This is a genomic window from Chryseobacterium sp. KLBC 52, from assembly GCF_003347605.1.
GTDB lineage: Bacteria > Bacteroidota > Bacteroidia > Flavobacteriales > Weeksellaceae > Chryseobacterium.
The window spans coordinates 187,458-208,467 of record NZ_QDFZ01000002.1 but is presented as its reverse complement, the minus strand read 5'-3'; the positions used below and the strand labels follow the sequence as shown (position 1 = coordinate 208,467).

General features: G+C 34.9%; 24 protein-coding genes and 1 riboswitch. Of the genes, 2 read left to right on the top strand and 22 right to left on the bottom strand.

Going from position 1 to position 21,010, the window contains the following annotated elements; all coding sequences use genetic code 11:
• Positions 1–68 precede the first annotated feature (68 nt).
• Positions 69–743: a DUF4919 domain-containing protein gene (locus DDF69_RS02540; protein ID WP_114819399.1), complete on the bottom strand. Its 675-nt coding sequence runs from the start codon at positions 741–743 to the stop codon at positions 69–71.
• 218 nt (positions 744–961) lie between these two features.
• On the opposite strand from DDF69_RS02540, the gene DDF69_RS02535 reads away from it, so the two are divergent.
• Positions 962–1,177 carry a hypothetical protein gene (locus DDF69_RS02535; RefSeq protein WP_034696179.1) on the top strand — a complete coding sequence of 72 codons (216 nt, stop codon included), beginning with the start codon at positions 962–964 and terminating at the stop codon, positions 1,175–1,177.
• Between the two features lie 60 nt (positions 1,178–1,237).
• Here DDF69_RS02535 and DDF69_RS02530 read toward each other — a convergent pair whose 3' ends face one another.
• Both DDF69_RS02530 and DDF69_RS02525 read right to left on the bottom strand, forming a co-directional pair.
• Positions 1,238–2,530, bottom strand: coding sequence for an MFS transporter (locus DDF69_RS02530; protein ID WP_114819398.1), 1,293 nt, complete (start codon positions 2,528–2,530; stop codon positions 1,238–1,240).
• 111 nt (positions 2,531–2,641) lie between these two features.
• On the bottom strand, positions 2,642–3,394 hold the full coding sequence (locus tag DDF69_RS02525; RefSeq protein ID WP_114819397.1) for a DUF3575 domain-containing protein: 753 nt from the start codon (positions 3,392–3,394) through the stop codon (positions 2,642–2,644).
• A gap of 165 nt (positions 3,395–3,559) precedes the next feature.
• On the opposite strand from DDF69_RS02525, the gene DDF69_RS02520 reads away from it, so the two are divergent.
• Entirely contained in the window at positions 3,560–5,644 is a 2,085-nt protein-coding gene (locus DDF69_RS02520) for a TonB-dependent receptor domain-containing protein (RefSeq protein WP_114819396.1), read from the top strand.
• Positions 5,645–5,837: 193 nt separating this feature from the next.
• On the opposite strand, the gene DDF69_RS02515 is transcribed toward DDF69_RS02520, so the two are convergent.
• The 19 genes from DDF69_RS02515 to DDF69_RS02425 all read right to left on the bottom strand — a co-directional run bounded on the left by DDF69_RS02515 (position 5,838) and on the right by DDF69_RS02425 (position 20,858).
• Complete coding sequence (locus DDF69_RS02515; RefSeq protein WP_114819395.1) at positions 5,838–6,836, bottom strand: T9SS type A sorting domain-containing protein; 999 nt, start codon at positions 6,834–6,836, stop codon at positions 5,838–5,840.
• Positions 6,837–6,972: 136 nt separating this feature from the next.
• Positions 6,973–7,620: a 3,4-dihydroxy-2-butanone-4-phosphate synthase gene (gene ribB, locus DDF69_RS02510; protein ID WP_114819394.1), complete on the bottom strand. Its 648-nt coding sequence runs from the start codon at positions 7,618–7,620 to the stop codon at positions 6,973–6,975.
• A 92-nt stretch (positions 7,621–7,712) separates the two neighbouring features.
• Positions 7,713–7,838: riboswitch (FMN riboswitch) on the bottom strand.
• 147 nt (positions 7,839–7,985) lie between these two features.
• Entirely contained in the window at positions 7,986–8,339 is a 354-nt protein-coding gene (locus DDF69_RS02505; RefSeq protein ID WP_114819393.1) for a DUF2200 domain-containing protein, read from the bottom strand.
• Positions 8,340–8,345: 6 nt separating this feature from the next.
• Positions 8,346–9,125 carry an alpha/beta fold hydrolase gene (locus DDF69_RS02500; protein WP_114819392.1) on the bottom strand — a complete coding sequence of 260 codons (780 nt, stop codon included), beginning with the start codon at positions 9,123–9,125 and terminating at the stop codon, positions 8,346–8,348.
• Positions 9,126–9,227: 102 nt separating this feature from the next.
• On the bottom strand, positions 9,228–10,058 hold the full coding sequence (locus DDF69_RS02495) for a hypothetical protein (protein ID WP_162800859.1): 831 nt from the start codon (positions 10,056–10,058) through the stop codon (positions 9,228–9,230).
• Positions 10,059–10,681: 623 nt separating this feature from the next.
• Entirely contained in the window at positions 10,682–11,455 is a 774-nt protein-coding gene (locus DDF69_RS02490; RefSeq protein WP_114819390.1) for a hypothetical protein, read from the bottom strand.
• Positions 11,456–11,513: 58 nt separating this feature from the next.
• Positions 11,514–12,017, bottom strand: a complete 504-nt coding sequence (locus tag DDF69_RS02485; RefSeq protein ID WP_034696167.1) for a DinB family protein — start codon at positions 12,015–12,017, stop codon at positions 11,514–11,516.
• 36 nt (positions 12,018–12,053) lie between these two features.
• Positions 12,054–12,437, bottom strand: coding sequence for a 5-carboxymethyl-2-hydroxymuconate Delta-isomerase (locus DDF69_RS02480; RefSeq protein WP_114819389.1), 384 nt, complete (start codon positions 12,435–12,437; stop codon positions 12,054–12,056).
• 239 nt (positions 12,438–12,676) lie between these two features.
• Positions 12,677–13,180, bottom strand: coding sequence for a hypothetical protein (locus DDF69_RS02475; protein WP_114819388.1), 504 nt, complete (start codon positions 13,178–13,180; stop codon positions 12,677–12,679).
• A gap of 52 nt (positions 13,181–13,232) precedes the next feature.
• Positions 13,233–13,772, bottom strand: a complete 540-nt coding sequence (locus DDF69_RS02470; RefSeq protein ID WP_114819387.1) for a dihydrofolate reductase family protein — start codon at positions 13,770–13,772, stop codon at positions 13,233–13,235.
• A 44-nt stretch (positions 13,773–13,816) separates the two neighbouring features.
• A complete protein-coding gene (locus DDF69_RS02465) occupies positions 13,817–14,533 on the bottom strand; it encodes a hypothetical protein (RefSeq protein ID WP_162800858.1) in 717 nt (238 codons plus the stop codon).
• On the bottom strand, positions 14,505–15,146 hold the full coding sequence (locus DDF69_RS02460; RefSeq protein WP_114819385.1) for a hypothetical protein: 642 nt from the start codon (positions 15,144–15,146) through the stop codon (positions 14,505–14,507). The genes DDF69_RS02465 and DDF69_RS02460 overlap by 29 nt, the downstream gene beginning before the upstream one ends.
• Before the next feature lie 103 nt (positions 15,147–15,249).
• Positions 15,250–15,726, bottom strand: coding sequence for a hypothetical protein (locus tag DDF69_RS02455; RefSeq protein WP_162800857.1), 477 nt, complete (start codon positions 15,724–15,726; stop codon positions 15,250–15,252).
• Positions 15,727–15,810: 84 nt separating this feature from the next.
• Positions 15,811–16,470: a DUF2461 domain-containing protein gene (locus DDF69_RS02450; protein ID WP_114819383.1), complete on the bottom strand. Its 660-nt coding sequence runs from the start codon at positions 16,468–16,470 to the stop codon at positions 15,811–15,813.
• A gap of 91 nt (positions 16,471–16,561) precedes the next feature.
• Positions 16,562–17,158 carry an SMI1/KNR4 family protein gene (locus tag DDF69_RS02445; RefSeq protein WP_114819382.1) on the bottom strand — a complete coding sequence of 199 codons (597 nt, stop codon included), beginning with the start codon at positions 17,156–17,158 and terminating at the stop codon, positions 16,562–16,564.
• A gap of 216 nt (positions 17,159–17,374) precedes the next feature.
• The gene (locus DDF69_RS02440; protein ID WP_162800856.1) at positions 17,375–17,923 is read right to left on the bottom strand and encodes a hypothetical protein; all 549 of its coding nucleotides are present in this window, start codon (positions 17,921–17,923) and stop codon (positions 17,375–17,377) included.
• Between the two features lie 63 nt (positions 17,924–17,986).
• A complete protein-coding gene (locus tag DDF69_RS02435) occupies positions 17,987–19,162 on the bottom strand; it encodes a T9SS C-terminal target domain-containing protein (RefSeq protein WP_162800855.1) in 1,176 nt (391 codons plus the stop codon).
• A gap of 147 nt (positions 19,163–19,309) precedes the next feature.
• The gene (locus DDF69_RS02430) at positions 19,310–20,242 is read right to left on the bottom strand and encodes a Kelch repeat-containing protein (RefSeq protein WP_114819379.1); all 933 of its coding nucleotides are present in this window, start codon (positions 20,240–20,242) and stop codon (positions 19,310–19,312) included.
• Between the two features lie 70 nt (positions 20,243–20,312).
• Complete coding sequence (locus DDF69_RS02425) at positions 20,313–20,858, bottom strand: hypothetical protein (RefSeq protein ID WP_114819378.1); 546 nt, start codon at positions 20,856–20,858, stop codon at positions 20,313–20,315.
• Positions 20,859–21,010: the final 152 nt, after the last annotated feature.

The window sequence follows — 21,010 nt, the reverse complement described above, 5'->3', positions numbered from 1 at the left end:
AAATTGATAACGGTTATTTTTGAAAAGTAAAAACGGGATGAAATAATGAATACAATATCAGAAAATTATTAATCTAATATCCTTCCATAGAATCTGCTGATGTCAAAATAAAATCCCGGAACTTTGTATTTATCCTTTTCAAATTCCTGGTAATCACATTTTCCTTTCAGACTTTGTGATTTTGTTTCCATTTGAAACCTGTTCAAAAGGACATACTCATCTGTTACAGCAATCACGTGAAAGCCTGTTTCACAGGTTAATCCATCACCCGAAGTAAGAATGGCATTTAATAATCCGTGGAAATTTCCTGCAATTTTTTCAGCAGTGGCGTCATCATCGTTTAAATGATACAGATAGGCAAGATAATTCATAGCACGCAAATCCAGCGGATTTTCATCCAATGCGCCAAGAAATAACTGGATTCCCTTGGAAAGATCTTTTTGTGAGATACCTTCTCCACGATAATATTTGGCAACTTCTTCAGACTTCTTTCCCATTTTGTAAGGCTGATAGTCTTTCTGGAAGGTATATCCGAAATAAAGATGACGGTATTGATTGCTGGTAAGAAGCGTATCGTTCTGTTTTAACCTCTTTAAAAGTTTCGGATAATAGAATTCTGAATTTTTATTCTCAATATTTTTTTGAATTTCCACATAATCCGGTGCTTTGAATTCCATTTTCTGACCATGCAGGAAAGTAAGCAGGGCTAAGAAAAATAAAGAGAAAAATGCTTTAATATTCATGGTTTGTGTAAGGTTGTTACAATTTTTTGTGAGGTTAAAAATACGAAATATGCATCAATCGGATATTATCGACTTACTATTTGTAAAAAAAATAATAAAATATTATCAAAGTATTACTTTATGTCAATAAATTTACTAACTTTATTCGGAATTTAAGAGGTTACCCATGACATTTGAAGGGGTGAATGGAATTTTTAACTAAAAAACTATAAATATTAATGAGCAGTAGTATCCAAGATGAATTTAAAGTCTTCAAAGATGAATTAAGAAAGTTGAATATCGAAGTACAGAAAGTTGTAAAAGTAGGAAACGGTAGTATGGATTTCCACGAGGTTTTCTACAAATCACCGAGGTATGAAGAGGTAAAAAGTATATACGTCCAGCGTCATAATCTGGATAGTATGATTGAAAAATTTAAACAGGCCTATCATTAAAAAATAGAACAAGCGCCGCAGAAAATCTGCGGCGCTCGTTTTTTTATATTACTTCTGATATTAGTCTTTGTCCAGTGCAGAAGTTTTCCTGGTGTCTTTCATTCCAGCATAAACAATCAGAGAAAAAAGAATACAACCGGTAATGTACCAATAAAAATATTCTTCAGATCCTATCTTTTTAAACCAAAGCGCAATATATTCCGCAGTTCCTCCAAATACTGCAACGGTAATAGCATAAGGTAAACCTACACCAAGCGCCCTGATTTCGGAAGGGAAAAGCTCGGCTTTTACCACGGCATTAATGGAAGTGTATCCGCTGACGATAATTAACGCTGCCATAATCAGGAAAAATGCAGTCCAAATGGACGTAGTTGTACTCAGTGCTGTAAGAAGCGGAACGGTACACAAAGTTCCCAGAATACCAAAACCTAAAAGAAGCGGTCTTCTTCCGATCTTGTCAGATAATCCACCAAATACAGGTTGAAGGCAGGCAAAAATAAATAACGAAATGAAAGAAACTAAAGTAGATTCTTCCTTGGTAAGATGTACCGTATTCACCAGGAATTTCTGCATGTACGTTGTGTAGGTATAAAATGCAAGTGTTCCTCCTAAAGTCAATCCCACAACGGTAAGCAGAGCTTTTGGGTGTTTCAGAAGCTCTTTCACTGTTCCTTTTTTCTTTTCACTGACTTCTTTTTTATTTTCAAAAGCTTCTGTTTCGTGAAGATTAGCCCGAAGATATAATGCAATAATAGAAAGGAGTGCTCCAATTACAAAAGGTATTCTCCAGCCCCATTCCTCCAGCTGAGCTTCAGTGAGCAATAGTTTTTGTAAAATGAGCTGAATTCCCAACGCTATAAGCTGCCCGCCAATCAAAGTGACATATTGAAAACTTGAATAAAATCCCCTTTTGTCCTGAGTTGCCATTTCGCTGAGGTAAGTTGCGGAAACTCCATATTCGCCTCCCACACTTAATCCCTGAAGCAATCTTGCCAGCAAAAGTAATAACGGTGCTAAAATTCCTATAGACTGATAGGTAGGAGTAAGGGCGATCAGTAAAGAGCCAAAAGACATCAATAAAACAGAAAGCGTCATTGCTTTTTTTCGTCCGATTTTGTCTGCAATACTTCCGAACAGCCATCCACCGATAGGACGCATAAGAAAACCTACGGCAAATATTCCCGCGGTATTCATCAGTTGTGCATTCAGATCAGAATCCGGGAAAAATGAATGGGAGAAATAAATGGCAAAGGCTGCATATGCATACCAGTCATACCATTCAACAAGATTTCCGATAGATCCGCCTATAATGGCTTTGATTCTTTGACCTGTGGTGATAGCCGTTGAGTTCATACAATGTTATTTTCCTGAAAAGTTTTTTTAATAATGGCATCCAAGATACAAATTTCAGAAAAAAGCAAACCGCTCCGGAAAAGAGCGGTTGAGTCGTATAAAGATGATTCTTTAAAATCTATATCCAAGCGAAAGCCCGCTTCTGAAACCTGCCCATGGACCATCTACTTTTATTCTCGCTCCATTGGCATTGGTTTCTACCGTATACTTTACAAAAGGAATATCCAGGTTTTCAATTTCCTTTTTAAGCTGTGCCTGCATATCTGGTGTGAGTACATAATCTGAGGACATCGTAAAATCTCCTTTTCCACTTCCATAGTGGGCTCCTGCGATCCAGAAATCCAATACAAGATTCTGGCTTCTGGTCAGAAAGAACTGTACTCCAACCATCACACCGCCACTGTTTCCATTGGTATCTCCCTGGCCTCTAATCGGAATTTGATAATTATTTCCGTCAGGACCGTTATAATCGTAATAAAAATCAAAAGTATTGGAAGTGACACTTGAGTAGCGGTAATAAGGTGCAAAATAGAAACCTTTTCCATAGCCATGCCCAATATAAAATCTTGGCTCTATAGTGAAATTAGTAGCTTTTACTCTCAGATTCTGGAATCTTTTTTCATCTTCATCTTTCAGAAAAGCATTGATAAAAGGTACTTTTCCTTCTGTCATTGTCCCAAAGCCAATATTCACAGAAAACCATTGGTTGATAGCTCTTTCATAGGACAGATTAATATTTCTGAATGCATAAGCCGTGACATTGGTCTTGATAATATTCATCTTCTCTGCCGGGCTGTTTTGAATTTCCTGAGCTCCCAGAACACAAAACAGGAAGCACGGAGTTAATAGGACTGCTTTTTTCATGACTCAATATTTTGTGATGTAAAAAATACGAGCAAAAAACGGGCTGAACTTAACATAATAAGTAAAATATAAAGAAAGATAACGTTCATTATTTAATTGTTTGCAATGATAAATGTAATATTCGCCAGTAATTGACTGTCCTAATAGTATAATTCATCTTAAGCCATGAAAAAAACTATATATACCCTCTTCTTTCTTTGCGGTGTCTTTATGTTTTCGCAGGAGAAGAAAAATGATACAGTTGATGCAGCAGCCATTAAAGAGATTCAGGAAGTTATTCTGAAATCCCAGCGTAAAAAACAGTTTGCAGACAAAGCAGTTTATACCTTTGATAAAGAAGCTCTGGAGAAAGCAAGATATGCAAAAGATCTGCTTCGTACTCTTCCGGAATTACAACTGGATCCGGTAGCCAATACCATTACCAGTACGAAAGGAGGAACTACGCTATTTCTTATCAACGGCATTGAAGCTACCGATATGCAGATCCGAAGTGTGGCTCCCAGTGAAGTTGTGAAAGTAGAATACTATGATATTCCACCAGCAAGATGGGCAACGAGGGCAGATACGATAGTGAATATCCTGACAAGGTCTACAGAAACAGGGTATGTTTTCGGAGCTGATGTTTCCGCAGCTTTGAATACTGGATTTGTGAATGGTTCTGCCTACGCAGATTATACAAAAGGAAAGAATAATTTCGGACTTGAATATTCCCTGAATCTTAGAGATTATAATGACAGAAGGGTCAATAGTATCTATGACTATGAGCTTAATGGAAAACATTACCGGTCTGATGAAAACCGTAAAGATCATTTCGGATATACTTTTCAGAATATTGCTCTGCGTTTTACCAGACTTGTTCCTGATGACTACGCTTTTCAGGCTAAACTGAATATGGATATTTTCAGCAGGTTTTCAAAAGGAGTAGGACAAAGTGTTTTTACTGAGGATAATCTGAAGGAAGAGCACAATATGTTCAAAAATAATGGTTCAGATTATGTGATCCCTAAGCTGGATCTTTATTATTCTAAAAAGATTGGAGAAAAAGATGAGTTGAGCATTAATGTTGTAGGCTCTCATTATACTACCAATACTACAGAAACGGCCAAAGAATGGATTGTAGGTTCAGGACTATCGGTATATGATAATGATATGGTATTGAAAGCAAAGCAGACGAGTCTGGTGGGAGAGTTGGCACACACCCATGATTTTACAGCAGGAAAGCTTTCATCCGGATACCGTATTTCAAGGTCTTCTATTTCCAATGATCTGAATAATCTTACCGGATATTCGCAGTACAGTGTCAATTATCTGGAACAGTATTTTTACACTGAATTTGCTGGGAAAATGGCTAAATTCAGTTATCGTATTGGAGCTGGTCTTACCAATATTCACAACAAAAGTGCAGAAACTACTTTTGATGAATGGACTTTTACTCCAAAGGTTATTTTAGCTTATCAGATCAAAGGAAATCAGAACCTTCGCTTCACAGCAAGTTATAATCCGGTAAGTCCCTGGAGTAACGCTTTAAGTAGTAATGTGGTGCAATTGGCTCCTAATATTGTTCAACGGGGAAATCCTTTTTTAAAATCCCAACAGGTCTTTTCTAATAACCTGACCTATTCTTTTAATAATAAGTATTTTGATTTTAATGCAGGATTATTTTACCGGTATACCAACAGGGTGATCAACCAGTATTATGTTCAGGATGAGGTATTGAATGGATATGCACTGACTTATGAAAATGGAAAAAACGGACAGCGATATGGAGTACAGCTTACCGGTTCCTATAAACCTTTTGGCAGCAGTTTATTGGTCATAAAAGCTGTGATCACTCCTACTTCCGAAACAGTAAAAACAAGTACAGGTGCTTTGATTAAGAATGATTATTTAGGAAATTATTTCTCGCTTTCTTCAGAATACAAATCTTTTTCCGTTCAGTATCAGTTCAATATTCCTGTATATAGTCTCAATGGCGCATTCCTTAATACGAATGAAAATCAGAATAATATTTTTGTAAGCTATAAACATAAAAACTGGACATTTTCCACAGGAATGTACTGGATAGGAATGCCTTCAGAATATAAAACGAAAAGTTTACCGGAAAGCCTGGTAGATTATAAAGTTCATACACAGATTATGAACAATAAGTCCATGTTTGTATTAGGGCTGAGTTATGATTTCTCGAAAGGGAAAAAGACAGAAATTCAGCGGAAACTTAATAACGAAACTGCTCCTGCAGCAACTTTTTAAGCGTTGGTTCTAGGTGGGAAGAGGGAAGCTGGAGGATGGGAGTTTATATCCTCCGGATGATCATTGAAGATTTTATTTATTAAAAAATAGAATAAATTAAACTCTATTTATTCTTAGACTAAAATAGCTTCCAACCTCCTTCCTCCTGCTTCCTTACAAAAAAAAATCCCGCTCATTGGAGCGGGCATTTTTATTATTTCTTGATGAATTTTGTATTCTTTGTTTCTGCAGCATTTTTTCCACTGACCTCAATGAAATAAGATGCTGGTGGAAGATCTGAGATCTGAATGTTTCCGGATTTTACCTCTGAAGTTTTAACCAGCTTACCATCCAGACTGTAAATATTTGCTTTAGAATAATTATCCGTATTTCCTTTGAAACCGATAAAATCCTGAGCAGGGTTTGGATATACCACTAGGTTTTCTTTTTTTGCAGCATTGTTTACGGCCAGAAATGTTTCACTTAATGCAAATGTAGTTTTTACATTCTGGTTGATGCTCAACAGTGGAATGCTGATGTTTCCGCTTGTCGAATTAAGCAGTGCATATCTGTGAGAAGCATCGTAATAAGAATAAGCTGTATTGACTATTGCTCCAATAGGGTTAGAATAAGTAACATCTAGTGATGAATATAGATTAAGATTCTGTGTGAATTTTACTCTAAGAACATTACTGTATGTTTGATTACCTATAATTAAAGTTCCATATGCATCAGCAATGGCAGTCATTGTACCACTAAACAGTCCGCTGGCAGAAGATGAGGAGAAAGTACCTTTGGCAGTATCGTTTTGAGCCGGTCCGTAAGTTGTTGGATAATTAATATGAGTACCGTTGTCCACGCTAAAGTTTAAAGTTGCCTGTGGATTTACCATTCCTGTGATTTCCAGTTTAGTCGAAGACGCTTTATAGTAAACTATTGTTGCGCCGTCTGCCATTTTAATATTGGAACCCGGGAAAGTTGCTATTTCAGTGGCAGTAGGAGTTGAATAGCTTGTTTGCGATGCTGCTCCCATCGTAAGACCTCCATTTGAAAATGTTGCGTTTGGTCCTGTTGCAGAGTTGTTTACGGTGCCAGCTGTGTTATTGTAATTGATAACGTTTCCTGAAATAGGGTCATTGGCTGCTTTTGTAAGCGTGATCTGCGCAGAAAACATGGCAGATGCTCCTAGTAAAAGGAGTAAAGATTTTTTCATAGTCAAGAATTTTTTTGTTAAAAATAAATAAAAAATAGTATTCAATTATTAAATTAATGAGAATTTAGTTGAATTTTTAATAAAAACGCCTGTTGATCGGATCAACAGGCGGTCTGTGCGTTAAAAATGTGTATGTTTAGTTGCTTATTATCATTTTACGATAAGCATAAATATCCTCGATGGTCACGACGCTCATTCCTTTTTTGAGGGCAAAGTCCACAATTTCAGGAAGCCTTGCCATAGAACCGTCTTCATTCGTTAGTTCACAAAGTACAGCATCGTTACCCAGGTTAGCCATTTTTACAAGGTCTACGCTGCCTTCAGTATGGCCACGTCTGTCAAATACTCCACCTTCTCTTGCAATTAAGGGAAATACATGACCGGGGCTTGCAATATGCTCTGCCTGTGCATTTGATGCGACGGCTGTTCTGATTGTTGTTACACGGTCTTTTGCTGAAACACCTGATTCCACTCCTTCTCTGGCTTCAATAGAAATGGTGAATGCGGTTTGATTTTTTGAATTGTTGTTTTCCACCATCGGACGAAGGTTGAGGTGGCGGCTTTTTTCCTCAGAAATACATAAGCATACGATACCGCTGCATTCGCGGATCAGAAGTGCCATGTCCTGTTCTGTAATAGTGGAAGCGGGAAAGATGATATCGCCTTCGTTTTCGCGATTTTCGTCATCTACTAAAAGAATTCCTTTTCCCTGTTGTAATGTCTGAAGTGCTTTTTCTACACGTTCTCTGGAGGTAGCTCCGAATTGTTCTAATAATTTTTCCATGTTATTTTACTTTTAAAAGTTAAAATACTCTTCGGTACATGGAAATGAAATACAACGCAACAAGAGTCCATAAGGAATCTTATTGGTCATCTCATTTTCTTCTCCCATCCAGACTTTAACTGTCGGTTCCGGAATTTCACCAGATCAGTCCCTTCATAAGAAAGGAGTCGCGGACTGTAACCGCCGGTAGGGAATTTCACCCTGCCCCGAAGAAAACTTATACTAAGTTTGCTGTATGTTGTAATTTAAATTTTTATTTCATTGAATAGTATTTAACGCACAGTCCGCTAATTTCGGGAAGTTTTTTGAATTGGAGAAGCGTTTTTAATCATATTTAAAGAATGATTCTTTTTGAATTGATATCTTTAGTTTGTTCTTAGTATTTTTTCCATTTTCTTTCCCTTTGCCAATTCATCAATCAGCTTATCCAGATAACGGATATTTCTCATCAGTTCATCTCCAATTTCTTCCACCCGATATCCACAAATGGCTCCTTTGATCAAAGCAACATTGGGATTGATCCGTGGAGCCTGTTCAAAGAAAGTTTTGAAATCAGTTTTATTGTTTAATATTTCCTGTAATTCCTTTTCATGATATCCGGTCAGCCAGAATATGATTTCATGTACCTCTTCCCTGGTACGTCCCTTTTTTTCTGCTTTTTGAATGTAATGTGGATAAACACTTGAGAATGCTGTTGCAAAGATTCTGGTATTCTGCATCTTTAATTATTGGATTAGTTTTTTGATCACTTCATCAAGAATAGCATTGAATTCAGTAGGTTTTTCCAGCATAGGATAATGTCCAACGCCTTCAATGGTAACATAATCATAGTCTTTTAAATATTTGCGGTTAGCTTCAATATCAGTAGGAGAGGCATCGGAATTAACAGCTATAACAGGTACCTGAATTTGTTTTGCAAACTTGTTGAAATCGGTTCTATATAAAGGCCATAGCGCATTGATTGCCAGTTCTGGTTCATGTTGAAGAAATTCATGCTGTACCCTTTCTTTTACTGCAAGAGGTGTTCCTTCAGCGAATAAAAATTGAGGCAAAATGTTTTCTACAGTGTATTTGAAATCCTTTCCATATTGAGAAAGCGCTTCTTCAGCCTGTTCTTCGGTATAGGACTCATCGAGGTTTTTCAATGTATCGATCAGAATTATGGCTTTTACTTTTGGTATTTTCAATGAAGCTTCCAGAACATAAGCTCCGGACATGGAGTGCCCTATAAGAATGATTTCATTAGAATCGATAGCATCAGCCACAGCTTTGATGTCTTCTGCATATTTTGCACTCGTCCATTCCTTTCTGGTAACACTGGATTTTCCATGTCCGGCAAGATCTATTTGTACAATATGATATTGGCTGCTGAAATATTTTTGCTGATCTGTCCACCATTCCGTATTTCCGAGCCATCCGTGGATGAAAATCAATGTGGTACTTCCGTTTCCGGATTCTTTGTAATGAATTTTCTGGCCGTCTGATGATATTGCGTATTTTTCCATATGAAATTGAGTGTATTGGTCTGTTTTATTGTAAAATCTAATGTACGAAATGTTAAACGATGAATAATTAAACATTACGATAATGCAGTTTTACCTGATAGTTTATTTTTTCGATTTGATCGTAAAAATGACCACTCCATACGGATTTCCGGAAGTGTCGCTTACCTCACATTTAAAATAAAAAAGATTTTTTAAATACCGTTGATGAAAGACTTCGGTAAGGAAAATGATTCCTGTTGGCAGTGCATTAGAGGCGTATCCCTCAAAGCTTTCTATTTCGTATGACATTTCATTACCGAGAAAATTGAATATTTCCTTTAAAATACATTGAGTTATAAACACAAACGGTACAATAGGATGATTGTCAAAATGCCCCTTGCATTGATTAGGAGTAAAAGGTTCTGTTGAAATCGTAAAATGATGAGGTTTTTCTGTATTGATTATTTTACTCCCGGGAAGATTTTTGTCATGATATTCTACCGGAACCGTACTCAGCAAATCTTTATAAAAAAGTTCGAATGCTTCACGGGTAATAACATAGTAATCCAGCTCTGCAGAATAAAGCAGCTCTTTGGAATAGTTGTCTCTTATATGAATATGAGATTTCCCTTTTCTATCAGATTCAAGAATGCTTTCGCTGGCAATAATTACTGATTTTGGTTCATCATATGATAATTTTCTGATCCTGATTTTTTCGCCAAGGAAATAAATTTTTTCTTTACTCTCATCATTAAGAGCTTTATACAGGCTGAGACTTCCTAACGAAAATAATAATTTGATCAGTTGGGCATAATTTTCATTCTCAAAATTCCATTCACTTATTTCGGTCTCGATCTTATGATCTCTGAAAATACAGTTTTCAGGAATTGAAATGTAAGGTGCTGTTTCCCCAAGGTAAGGGATAATGCTTTCCATGATGTCTGTTGTTGTCATTTGAATGAGGGTATTGGGTTATTGTATTTGTTTTCATTGTGGATAACTTTTTCATCATGGTGTATAATACTATTTTCTGGTTTGTGCTGTTTTGTTGATTTTTAAGTGAACATTCAGAAATGGTAAATTATATTTTCATTATATTGATATTGTTTTTTTGCAAATATGTTTTTAATTTACTGAATGTAATTCACTTATGTATATTATTTCTTTTATTGGTGATTTGTTTTTAATGCAATTTATAAAAAAATATTCATAATAGATTATGAATAAATGTTCATTCTATAGAATTTAAAACAATTGCAGGAGTAGGGTTATGGTAAAAAAAATGTGGATAACTTATCCACAAAAGTTATCCACCTGATTTTCTATTGTGGAAATATCACAAAAAATAATATGTTTTGTAAAATATTGAAAAGCAATTAATTATTGGGTTATTTAGAGGAAGTCAAAAACTTATCCATAGTTTATCCACAGACATACATTAAACATGGAAAAGTTATCCACAACTATTTAAAGATGTGGATAACGGATTGTTTTTGATTCAATTATTTTAAAATCAGAGATATATAATTTTTTTTTCTTGCTATTCCGAAAGACCGTGCTATACTTATCCACAAAATTTAAAATTCCAATGGATTAATGATCGTAAATGATTTTTTATAAACTTGGTAAAAACAGCCATTTTCGGTAGACAGAACATTTTTAAAATCAGAACTTATTTGACTGATCTCCCCCGAATGTAGATTCCAGACAAGAAAACTCGTTTTGTCTTTATAGGTTGAATGAAATACAATATTGTCCGCTTTTGTAGATACAGATTGAGCACCTATGCAAACAGATGGAATTTCATAACTGACAAGATTGAAAGTGTTTACATCCAATTCCTGCAAAGAAAAATTTCCATAACCATTAAAAATAATTTTTCCATTCCCCCAATTGGCAACACAATAGCAATCGATAAGCTGGTCTTGTAAATTACCTGAATTAAAACCAAAAACTTGTTCCCCTTTAAGATTGAATACAGCCAATGCATCACAGTCAGGTTTATCACCTTGTAAAACACCTTCATCAAAATATGAGACTATTATTTTTTTACCATTGATCTTAATGTCATTAATTGAAGTTCCAATATTAAATTTTACAAAAGGCTTCCCTGTATAGTCAATGATTAAAGCATTTTCTATGGTGTTTGGACGATCAAGTATAATTAAAATTTTTTCTTCATTAATGATTCTAGCCATTAAGATATCCACTCCTAACTCTAATGGTGTTTCTGTACCAGAGATTATAACTCTGTTCCCGGAGGTAATGGCAATAAAATTTCCGAACTCATTAGTTGAAAGATGTTTGATGTTCTCCTGAAATAAATCGAGTTCTATGGTTGTAGTGGTCATAATGATGGAAAGAAGCTATAAATTACTATATTTTTAAAGTGATAGAAAGATATACCTTTTATTCTTTGTCTTTATAAATATTCCAGAAATTAAAATCGGTCATAGGAGCATCAGTGATTCCTATATTTCTTCCCATTGTTACAATTTGTCCTCTGTGATATGTTCCGTGAAGTATAGCATGCTGGATATATTCATATTTTGAAAAATCACACTGAAACCATTGGGATTCTATCTTTACATTTTTTGAAAGATCTTCTTCAGATAAACTTTCCACATAATCTACCAGTTTCTGTGAATTGTTTTTTATGGCATTGAAAACATCCTCTTTGCTGGTAGTCTCTGTTGTTTTTACAAAATCAAAATCATCTTTTTCAGAAATATGACTCCACCAATATTCCTGAGTTTGCCAGATGTGGTGTAATGTTTTTAAAATTGTCGGAAAACTGGAAATAGTTTCCTGGTTAAGCTGTTCATCAGACTTTGTAGATAACCAGTCGATATATTTATTGACTACCCAATTGTTGTACTGTGCACTTTTGCTGACTAATGTTTTTAAGCTCATATTATTAATGTTTAGTTGTGTGTGTAAAGGTGAGTGTTATAAACCAAAATGCCTGTCCTGGCCTGAATTTTCAGGATTGATGAGTGCTTTGTTGCTGTATGTTGCTGCTTCGAAATCATTGATATTGACAGAAAGAAAAGAAATATCAGGCAGCAATTCTGAAATCTGGGTACAGATCTGCTTGGAAAGATTAGCTTTTTGTTCTGTATTGCGTCCCTGCATGATATACCCAAACACATGTAGAAAATTTTTCTTACCTGTGCCTAATTTGTGATACTGATAGGGGTGAAGTCTTACCTTGATATCATTGGGAGCAAACAGTCCTGTTCCGTCTGCCGCTTCATAAACGGCATCCATCAATTCATCGGGTGCTCTCTGCTGAAGAATATCCTGCGAACAATCTATTATAAAATGGGGCATAGATTCTATTTTGTGTTTGATTTTGTGTGAGATAAAAATAATAAAAAATAGTAATGGATATTCAAAATAAAAACCGCTTTGAAAACAAAACGGCTTGAAAATGTGTATTTTTTAATTTGTGAATGCAGGCTTTATGGATTTCTGTGAATGAAGAAGGTGTACCGCAGCATTAAAACAGTAAGGTTTAACAGTAGTTCTTTTTACTTTTGAGATACAGATGCGGTGCTTTGATTGATCGTTTAATACCACATGTTTTTTATTTCATCTGTTATTTCACTGGCTTTGGTTTCGGTGATCAAGTTGATAACTCTTATTTCGTTGCCATTTTGTATAAAAACAACAGAATAGGTTGAACCAGTCAGAGAAAGATGATACCGAACTCCGAATTTATATTTTTCTACCTGAAAATCTTTTACCAAAATCTGATCAATTTCTTTTTTTAAATAGATTCTGGGACTTGTAAACAATTTGTTTTTATATCGTACTGTTATTTTTTCGGGTTCAACGCTAAAGATTGTTTTTCCAAAAGTATTCCATAACCAGATATATAGAAATAGTATAAAAAATGCGGCAAAAGGAGTAGCAAATGAAATGTAGTTTATAATAAAAAAGAAACCTTCTGCCTGGATGCTGAAAAGAGGAATAATAATCAGAATAATAAGAGAAAGTATGAACAAACCTAACCCCAATATAATGGTTACAGCCCAATTGGTTCTGTTTTTTATTTCAATGGTGACCGGCATAATCATCTATCTTTAGAGCAAGTTTTTTTATGATTTGTTTGATTATTTTTATTTAAACCTCATAAATAAGCTGTACTACACCGGATTTGAAAACATTGGTTTTTACCAATTTTAGATTCAGTCTTTCTTTTAAATCTTCAAAAAGAGGTTTTCCTTTTCCCAGAGCAATTGGGTGAACAGATATTCTGTAGGTATCGATAAGATTCTCCTGAATAAAGGTTTTAATAAGACTTGCTCCTCCATACAACCAGATGTCTTTTCCTCCCTGGTTTTTTATTTCCGAAACTTTTTCCACAATATCAGAACTGATAAAAATGGCATTTTCATCTTCTCGGTTCTGACTGGAAAAGACAAATTTATTCTTTGAATGAACTGCTTCCCAAAGTTTTTGTTCTTCCACCATTGCATTTTCTTCCGGTTGATAATTTCCCCAGGCGTCATAGCTTACTCTTCCATAGAAAATAGTGTCTATGCCGGAAAGAAACCCATCAAAATCCATATCATCATCCATGATACACCAGTCGGTTTCTCCGTTGGGTCCTTCAATAAATCCGTCCAATGTTGTGGCAAGGTCTAGTATTATTTTTTTCATGTTTAATAAGATTGATTTAGGTTTTGAGTCTCTTAAAATTCATTTCAACGCTGTGTTTTTCTGCGCATAAAGCTTAGTGCTATAAGAAACATAACGATCACAAAAATAGAAATATAAATGATGATTTTATACCTGTTATTCTGTTGATGGAGTATTGATATTTCTCTTTTTTGTTCTTTAATTTTTCTATCGGATTGATTGGAGCTGTCCACAATCAAATCTGTGAGTTCAGGAGCATTGGAGATATCAGAGTTTTCAGATAATTTTTTATACTGAGAACTTAAAGACTCCAGTTCTTTTAATTCTTCCGGAGAAAGCTCATCCAGTTTTTTTTGAATAAAACATTGGTCAGAGTAGAGAAATCCGGTATCTTTTTCATCATATGCGAAAATCAGATATTTCCCTTTTTGGGTAAAAAGAACATCGCAGGAATGCAGCGGAGATCCGAAAAGGGTAGCATTGTGTGTATAAAATCCATCATAGGAATCCGATTTGTAGGTCTTATTGATTTTTACTTTACTTAGAATATTCTGGACCGTTTTAAATCCAGAAGGAACTTCTGTAATATCATATATTTCACCAATAAAAACAAAATCAGCACTGTCAAATGAAGATTTTAACGTAGGAGTGCCATTGCATTTGCAGGCAGCTATTTTCACAGAAAATATTATTAGAAAAAGTAAAAAAAGCCTGGATTTCATCGGAGTTATAAACGTAAGCTTGTTCATCAGCTTAGCGGTAAGGCAGATTAATTTCTTCAATTTTTGTTCTCAAATCTCCAATGGTAAAGGTTTCTGAATTACATTGAAATTCAGGAATGTCGTGTTTAGATAGGAAATCATTTAAATCATCACAATCTTGCAGAATATTAAATTCCTTATTGTCCAGATCTAAAACAATTCCTTTGGTTTTTCCATTGATAGAGTAGGTAAGAGGACTTAATGCTCCTAAAAAAGCCTTGGACCATAAGCCTTTCATATTTTCTTCAAAATAAATGAATCTTCCATAGTTCAGAACTTTGCAAAACCTTGAATACTGGTCAGGATCATATCCGTTGTCTTTCTTATTGGTATATTTTCTATAGGTCTGAAAATACATTTCTCCTTTATGCGAAACAGCTAATGGAACTTTTACCCTTTTATTTTTTTGTTTGAAATAAAAGAATGCTTTTTCCGGCATATCAAGAGAATCACACTTTTCACAGGCTTTGAAATAGACCTCTTCAGTTGAAGATGGTTGTTTATTTAAAACATCCTCCAGAGTCATATAAATACCTTCCGGAAAATCTCCTTTTTTGATGGATGGATATTCTTTTTCCTGTGCATATGTAATATTGAAAATGCAAAGCAGGAAGGTTAAAATACAAAGTTTCATGGTTTTATTAATTTTTCAGCAGAGCAAAAATATAAAAAAGTTAATGGGAAATCCTTATTAGAGAGATTTTATTCAATGTCATAGAACATAATTCTTAGTTATATTATTTTCTAAACTGTAATGTATGAATTGCCTTTAAAAGTTCTGCCTGACTTTCTTTCTTCAGATTAATGCCATATAAATTGAACTTGATATTTCCTATAGATCCAGTTTTAAGGCTGTCGATATAAACTCCTGTCATTCCTTTTCCCACTTGTTTGGGTTCCAATATTTTTGCCTTGTACCCATCAATATTTTTATAAGTTATTTTACTTTTGATAAAATCTTCTCTATTTGTATTTTTATCAATGACAATAAATTGTGTTGTATCAGCTTTTGGATTCACTGCTAGAAGTTCGTTGAAATCTTTTCTGCTAATAATCGTGACATTTTCTTCTAATGAATAGGAATAAGGTCCGTAATCGTAGAAAATCGAATCATTATTTTTTGTGATGATAATTCCGGCATTACTATCGTAAGCATCCATTTTCAGTTTGCTCCAGTCTTTAGGAGCCTGAAGTCTAAAACTGCGAAAATCCATAGATTTTGTCTTCTGAGAATGATCAGAACAACTCAATATTATAAAAGCTGTAAAAATGAATAAGGACATTTTTTTCATGGCTTTTTAAAATAAAGGTTCCCCGTTCATATCCGTGGTCAGAATTTCACTCATATAATCAAAAAAAGGTCTCATGGCAATTAAAGTCAGGAGGACTTCTTTTTGAAAGTTGTCTGATAAAACCTCCTTATCTGTAAATTGCCGCATCACAAGGAATTGTTTTTTCCTGATCAGATCAATAGCCGGATGATTTTTATCAAACCCACGAGGAGCTGTTTTTACAGCGTCTCCTTTAAGTTCTCCAAAATATTGTATAAAAGTTGTATCTGAGGTAATTTTTTCAATTTCTGAGCTGCTGATTTCAAATTCTTTACGGATGCGAAGTAAATCTTTGGCTTCAGGCCCCCAGAATCCGCCGCCTACAAAACTGTTGCCCGGTTCCAGCTGAATATAATACCCACCTCTCAACATAGGTTTCGAGCGGGAATATCCTACTCCGAAATTGGTTTTATAAGGTGCTTTGTTTTTGGAAAAACGTACATCATTGTAAATTCTGAAAATATGCATTCCTTTCAGGTTATCATATTCCTGAAGTTCGGTATAAATCTGATTAAAAAAAACTTTGTTTTCTTTTACAATGACATCGTATTCAGATTTATGTCTGGCAAACCATTCCCGGTTGTTATTTTCTTTTAAATGGGTGAGAAATTCAAATGCTTTTTTCATGTATTATAAATGTTTTTACCTCTAAATAGAGGATTTTGAAAATGTTTTAACTTCTGATATTTTATTACCAGAGCAGAAAACTGCTTTTTAACTACCCAATTTTTTTGTTCCAGAATGAGCTTGTATCAATTTTCTTTTTTTCAGCATGATGAATTGGGAAAATATCTTGTGCAATTCCTTTTGATAAATTGCCGCCCCAGAATATAATATCATCACCAAACATTGAAAGAACATTTTCTTCATGATCCAGTATTAAAAACCGATGTCCTAAATAGGGGATAATTGGAGGTACATTTTGGTTCTTCATAATATCTTCCGTCACGCGGTTGGCTTCCATGATCCATTCAATTCTTGCTTTTATGATGGGAATGTCATCAGGGTATGAATAAAATTTAGGACCAAAATCAATTTCTCCTTCGCCGCCATTGTTATCTATTCCCGGTTTGTCAAGACCATTCATTGTTCTGTAATAGTTTTTTAACGACTCCGGAAAGGTGATGTTCAGTTGGTTCTGAAAATCTTCTAATTCAGATTCTGATAATCCTTTTTTCCATTTGCTTCCTTCCTGAATCTGGAATCCCCAGCATTCCATCAGATCCACTTTCTGCCAATATCTTTCACTTTTCTTTTTTATCCATTGAAAGCTTGAAACTGAATTGTCCAGTTTTTTAAATTGTCTTTTTTTCATAAAATTTCTTCTAATATTGATACAAGGTCCGCGATTTAGAGAAATGGGTTATTATTCTTATTATCAATCAATCTTTGTTTTAAACTTTCTGATAACAAATTGTTTTCTAGTAAGTAGCTGGTCATCATTTTCAGGAAATATCAGCATTTTTTTAAATAATCTTTTTTTTGTTTTTGTTTATCATAAGGAATTCCGTCTTTTCTGATTTTTATTTTTTTATTCGTCTTTTGTTTTCCAAAGTAGTATTTCCTTATCATTCAATACTTTATATTGGTAATCTATTTCATTCCAGAAGTTGATGATGGTATCTTGTTGTTCTTTGTTTTTCAAAACAGCAATAATATGAGTTTCTACATCATAATCTTCAGGATAATGCATGTCAAAATCAACACTGGCCCAGCCATTAGTTATAATTTGACATAATCTGTCAACATCATCAGTATTTACATACTTTCTCCTTACAATTCCGGCTTTAATACTTTCAAAAGTATTGATGATTCTGTATTCATCAAAGAGATTGTCTGGCAAATGTTTGTAATAATGCCTATTGTTTGATCCGGAACCCAAAATGGTATAATTCTTCTGTGCTTTATCAAAAACAATAGGTCCAACTCCAATTAACTTTCCTCTTTCATCATCTTTATCATATTTTTTATGCTTCCAGAAAATAAAAATATAAAGCTCTGTTTCATAATATCTGAAGATGGTATAATCAGGATGAATTTCATCTTCAATCATTTTTTGTACTAAAATTTCGTCTATCATCAATTGTTTTGTTTTGAGAACGCTGTGTGCTTAATTTTTCATTTATATCCTGTGAATATACTATTACCTGAAAATTTTAACCTGCTGTAAAACTCCTTTCTCATTTTTAAAACTGAAAATATAGTTTCCGGGCTTTACTTTGGATAAATCTATCGTTTTATTATAGTAAGCAAAACCTTTGTGTATTTCCTTTCCATCTAAAGAGTAGACGGTAAATTCAAATTGATTGCTGTTATTTTTATTGCTGATGAAAAAACCATCTTTCGATGCGTTGGTATATACTCTTGTTTTGGTTTCATGATCTTCTTTGGCTGTATTTGAAGAGAGGGCAATCTCGGTAATATCAGCTGCCTGTGTACTTTTAATAGCCGATTTGGTTACAGACGTTGTACTTCCGCCGATGATGTATAATTTATTGTTGTATACTTCTGCAGCAGCATGTCTTCTGGGAATCATATTGGATGACAGCTGGTGGAATTTATTGGTTGCGGTATCAAAGTAGGCCAGAAAAGTCTGATTATTATAACCTCCTGCCATAAAAATCTTATCACCGGATACCGCTAATGAATGTCCTGATATCCCGGCTGGCATCGTAATTTGATCGGTCCAGCGATTGGTATTGATATCGTAGATATTGATCAAACGGGATGAGGTACCATTAAAGCCACCAATGACATAAAGCTTATCATTCACAATTTTACCTTTTGCTTCTCTGGCGCTGGGCATATCCGGTAATGGATGCCATGTGTCTGAAGCAATATCATAATATTGGAATCTGTTGGAAAATGAAGTGGTTGCAGCACCATTGAGCCCGCTGCCACCGAACACATATATTTTGCCATTATGGATGGCAGAACCAGCATTTCCGGTATAGGAACGGTTCACAGCTCCCTTTGTTACTTGCTGGGTTTCAAGGTCTACAATTTCAAGATGGCTGTTTCCCCAGCCGTTAAAAATATAAATTTTATGATCGTAAGTCTCTGAATTAGCAAATTTTTTAGGACTAATAGTTGCATTGAGAACACTCCATTTGTTGTCTGTAATATTATATTTTTCAATAAAATTGGCGTTACCTCCGCTTTCCTGATATCCGTTGCTCACATAGATATTGTCGTCTACGATGACACTGGATATGGCTCCTCTGCCTGCAGACATATTGGCGAGCGTTTTAAATTGAAGTGTTTGTGCATGGGCGAGCAATGAGCCTAAAAATGACAGGAATAATAATTTTGTTTTCAATGGTAGTAAGATTTCGTGTTTGTTTTACATATTAATAGAAACAAATATATGTAAAAGCTGAATCTGAAATAGAGGACTTCGGATTTTATTTTTTAATGGCGTAAAGTTTCCTGACTTTGGGTAATTGGATATCGATGATTTTCTCGTCTATGGAGATAACGGGATATCCAAATTGAACATTATTTCATTGATCTCTGCAACTTGTGTACTTTTAATAGAGGAAGATGGAAGAGTGGTTGTATTTCCGCCAATGATGTATAATCTATTATTATATACTTCTGCTGCCGCGTGTCTTCGGGGAATCATATCGGAGGATAACTGGTAGAATTTATGGGTAGCAGTATCAAAATAGGCCAGAAAATCCTGATGACTATAATCACCCACAATGAAAATTTTATTATCGGCTACTGCCAAGGAGTGCCCGGATATCCCAACAGGCATTTTATACTGATTGGTCCAACGATTCGTACTAAGGTCGTAAACATCGATCAGATTAGAAGAAGCTTCGTTAAAACCACCGATGACATACAGTTTATTATTAACAATTTTACCTTTTGTTTCTTTGGCTACAGGCATATCCGGCAATGGGTGCCAGGTATCTGAAGCAATATCGTAATACTGAAATTTATCAGAATATATAGGTGCCCCGTTCAACCCGCTGCCTCCAAACACATATATTTTGCCATTATAGATAACAGAACCGGAACCGCTGGCAAAATAGGGATTCATTGCTCCTTCGGTTACGGTATTGGTTGCTAGATCTAAAATTTCAAGATGACAGTTCCCCAAACCGTTAAAAATATAGATCTTATTATGGTAAGCTTCCGAATTAGCAAATCTTTTGGGAATTAGAGTAGTATTGAGAATACTCCAACTGTTATCGGTAATATTATATTTCTCAATATAATTGGCTTCTTCATCCGCTTTATAACCATTGGACACATAAATATTATCATTCACGATTACACTTGCTATCGCCCCTCTGCCTGCTGACATACCGGCGAGCTTCTGGAAATGAAGTGTTTGTGCATGGGCCAGCAAGGAACCCAAAAATGACAGGAATAATAATTTTGTTTTCAATGGTAGTAAGTTTTAGTGTTTTTGTTTTAGAAGCTTAAAATCAGGAGGTATAAAGTTGTGTAAAACTCCATCAGGGTTTTCCTTCGTTGATGTATTCCAGATAATCCTGTTCTAAATTATTAATTTCTTCAATTAAGAAGTCGTAGATATTTCCTTCAAATACTTCATAATCTTCCTCGTCGTATTTGTCATACTCAATTTTTATGATTCCGTTGTCGGTATAGGCTCTGTAGAGATTTCCACTGCGTTTAAAAAATAGTTGTCCCAGTGGCTTTTGTTTATATTCAAGGGCTTCCTGATGTTTTTCTTCAAATCCCATCCATGAAGGCATTTCTTCATCCTGCGAAAGTCCGTACACAAAAAAGCCATACCCGAATTTCCAGCCTGGAAGAACATCAAATTCCTGGGGACGTTTCCAGATCTCTTCTTTCACTTCAAAAAGTAAGGAACCGAATGAGGTCAGAAAATCCTTAACATCTTCACTGAAGCTAAACCCTGTGCTTTCTTCATATCTTTTAATTTGTTCTTCAGTTGCAGGATTGGCTACGGAGCCCATCACGAAGAAATCATCATTTAATTTCTTTTTCCTGTCCCAGAATTCTTCTTTTGTTGCCATATTTTGTTTTGGTGTTACATATTCAACATTGATCAGATCGTTATTGAAACAAAGATAAGAGAAAGTTTGAGGATAAAAATTAGAGTGTTGGTGGATTTTGTTTTTATTGACGCAAGTCGGAAGACTTGCAAAGCGAGGTTACTGCCATCTAC

Excerpts from the sequence above, each read along its gene's own strand:
- DDF69_RS02530 (WP_114819398.1), bottom strand. The coding sequence starts at position 2,530 with ATGAACTCAACGGCTATCACCACAGGTCAAAGAATCAAAGCCATTATA.
- DDF69_RS02540 (WP_114819399.1), bottom strand. The coding sequence starts at position 743 with ATGAATATTAAAGCATTTTTCTCTTTATTTTTCTTAGCCCTGCTTACT.
- DDF69_RS02425 (WP_114819378.1), bottom strand. The coding sequence starts at position 20,858 with ATGGCAACAAAAGAAGAATTCTGGGACAGGAAAAAGAAATTAAATGAT.
- DDF69_RS02480 (WP_114819389.1), bottom strand. The coding sequence starts at position 12,437 with ATGCCCCATTTTATAATAGATTGTTCGCAGGATATTCTTCAGCAGAGA.
- DDF69_RS02490 (WP_114819390.1), bottom strand. The coding sequence starts at position 11,455 with ATGACCACTACAACCATAGAACTCGATTTATTTCAGGAGAACATCAAA.
- DDF69_RS02460 (WP_114819385.1), bottom strand. The coding sequence starts at position 15,146 with ATGAAACTTTGTATTTTAACCTTCCTGCTTTGCATTTTCAATATTACA.
- DDF69_RS02500 (WP_114819392.1), bottom strand. The coding sequence starts at position 9,125 with ATGGAAAAATACGCAATATCATCAGACGGCCAGAAAATTCATTACAAA.
- DDF69_RS02470 (WP_114819387.1), bottom strand. The coding sequence starts at position 13,772 with ATGAAAAAAATAATACTAGACCTTGCCACAACATTGGACGGATTTATT.
- DDF69_RS02535 (WP_034696179.1), top strand. The coding sequence starts at position 962 with ATGAGCAGTAGTATCCAAGATGAATTTAAAGTCTTCAAAGATGAATTA.
- DDF69_RS02450 (WP_114819383.1), bottom strand. The coding sequence starts at position 16,470 with ATGAAAAAAGCATTTGAATTTCTCACCCATTTAAAAGAAAATAACAAC.
- DDF69_RS02525 (WP_114819397.1), bottom strand. The coding sequence starts at position 3,394 with ATGAAAAAAGCAGTCCTATTAACTCCGTGCTTCCTGTTTTGTGTTCTG.
- DDF69_RS02505 (WP_114819393.1), bottom strand. The coding sequence starts at position 8,339 with ATGCAGAATACCAGAATCTTTGCAACAGCATTCTCAAGTGTTTATCCA.
- DDF69_RS02440 (WP_162800856.1), bottom strand. The coding sequence starts at position 17,923 with ATGATAGACGAAATTTTAGTACAAAAAATGATTGAAGATGAAATTCAT.
- DDF69_RS02445 (WP_114819382.1), bottom strand. The coding sequence starts at position 17,158 with ATGAAAAAAAGACAATTTAAAAAACTGGACAATTCAGTTTCAAGCTTT.
- ribB (WP_114819394.1), bottom strand. The coding sequence starts at position 7,620 with ATGGAAAAATTATTAGAACAATTCGGAGCTACCTCCAGAGAACGTGTA.
- DDF69_RS02485 (WP_034696167.1), bottom strand. The coding sequence starts at position 12,017 with ATGAGCTTAAAAACATTAGTCAGCAAAAGTGCACAGTACAACAATTGG.
- DDF69_RS02515 (WP_114819395.1), bottom strand. The coding sequence starts at position 6,836 with ATGAAAAAATCTTTACTCCTTTTACTAGGAGCATCTGCCATGTTTTCT.
- DDF69_RS02475 (WP_114819388.1), bottom strand. The coding sequence starts at position 13,180 with ATGCCGGTCACCATTGAAATAAAAAACAGAACCAATTGGGCTGTAACC.
- DDF69_RS02520 (WP_114819396.1), top strand. The coding sequence starts at position 3,560 with ATGAAAAAAACTATATATACCCTCTTCTTTCTTTGCGGTGTCTTTATG.
- DDF69_RS02455 (WP_162800857.1), bottom strand. The coding sequence starts at position 15,726 with ATGGATTTTCGCAGTTTTAGACTTCAGGCTCCTAAAGACTGGAGCAAA.
- DDF69_RS02495 (WP_162800859.1), bottom strand. The coding sequence starts at position 10,058 with ATGACAACAACAGACATCATGGAAAGCATTATCCCTTACCTTGGGGAA.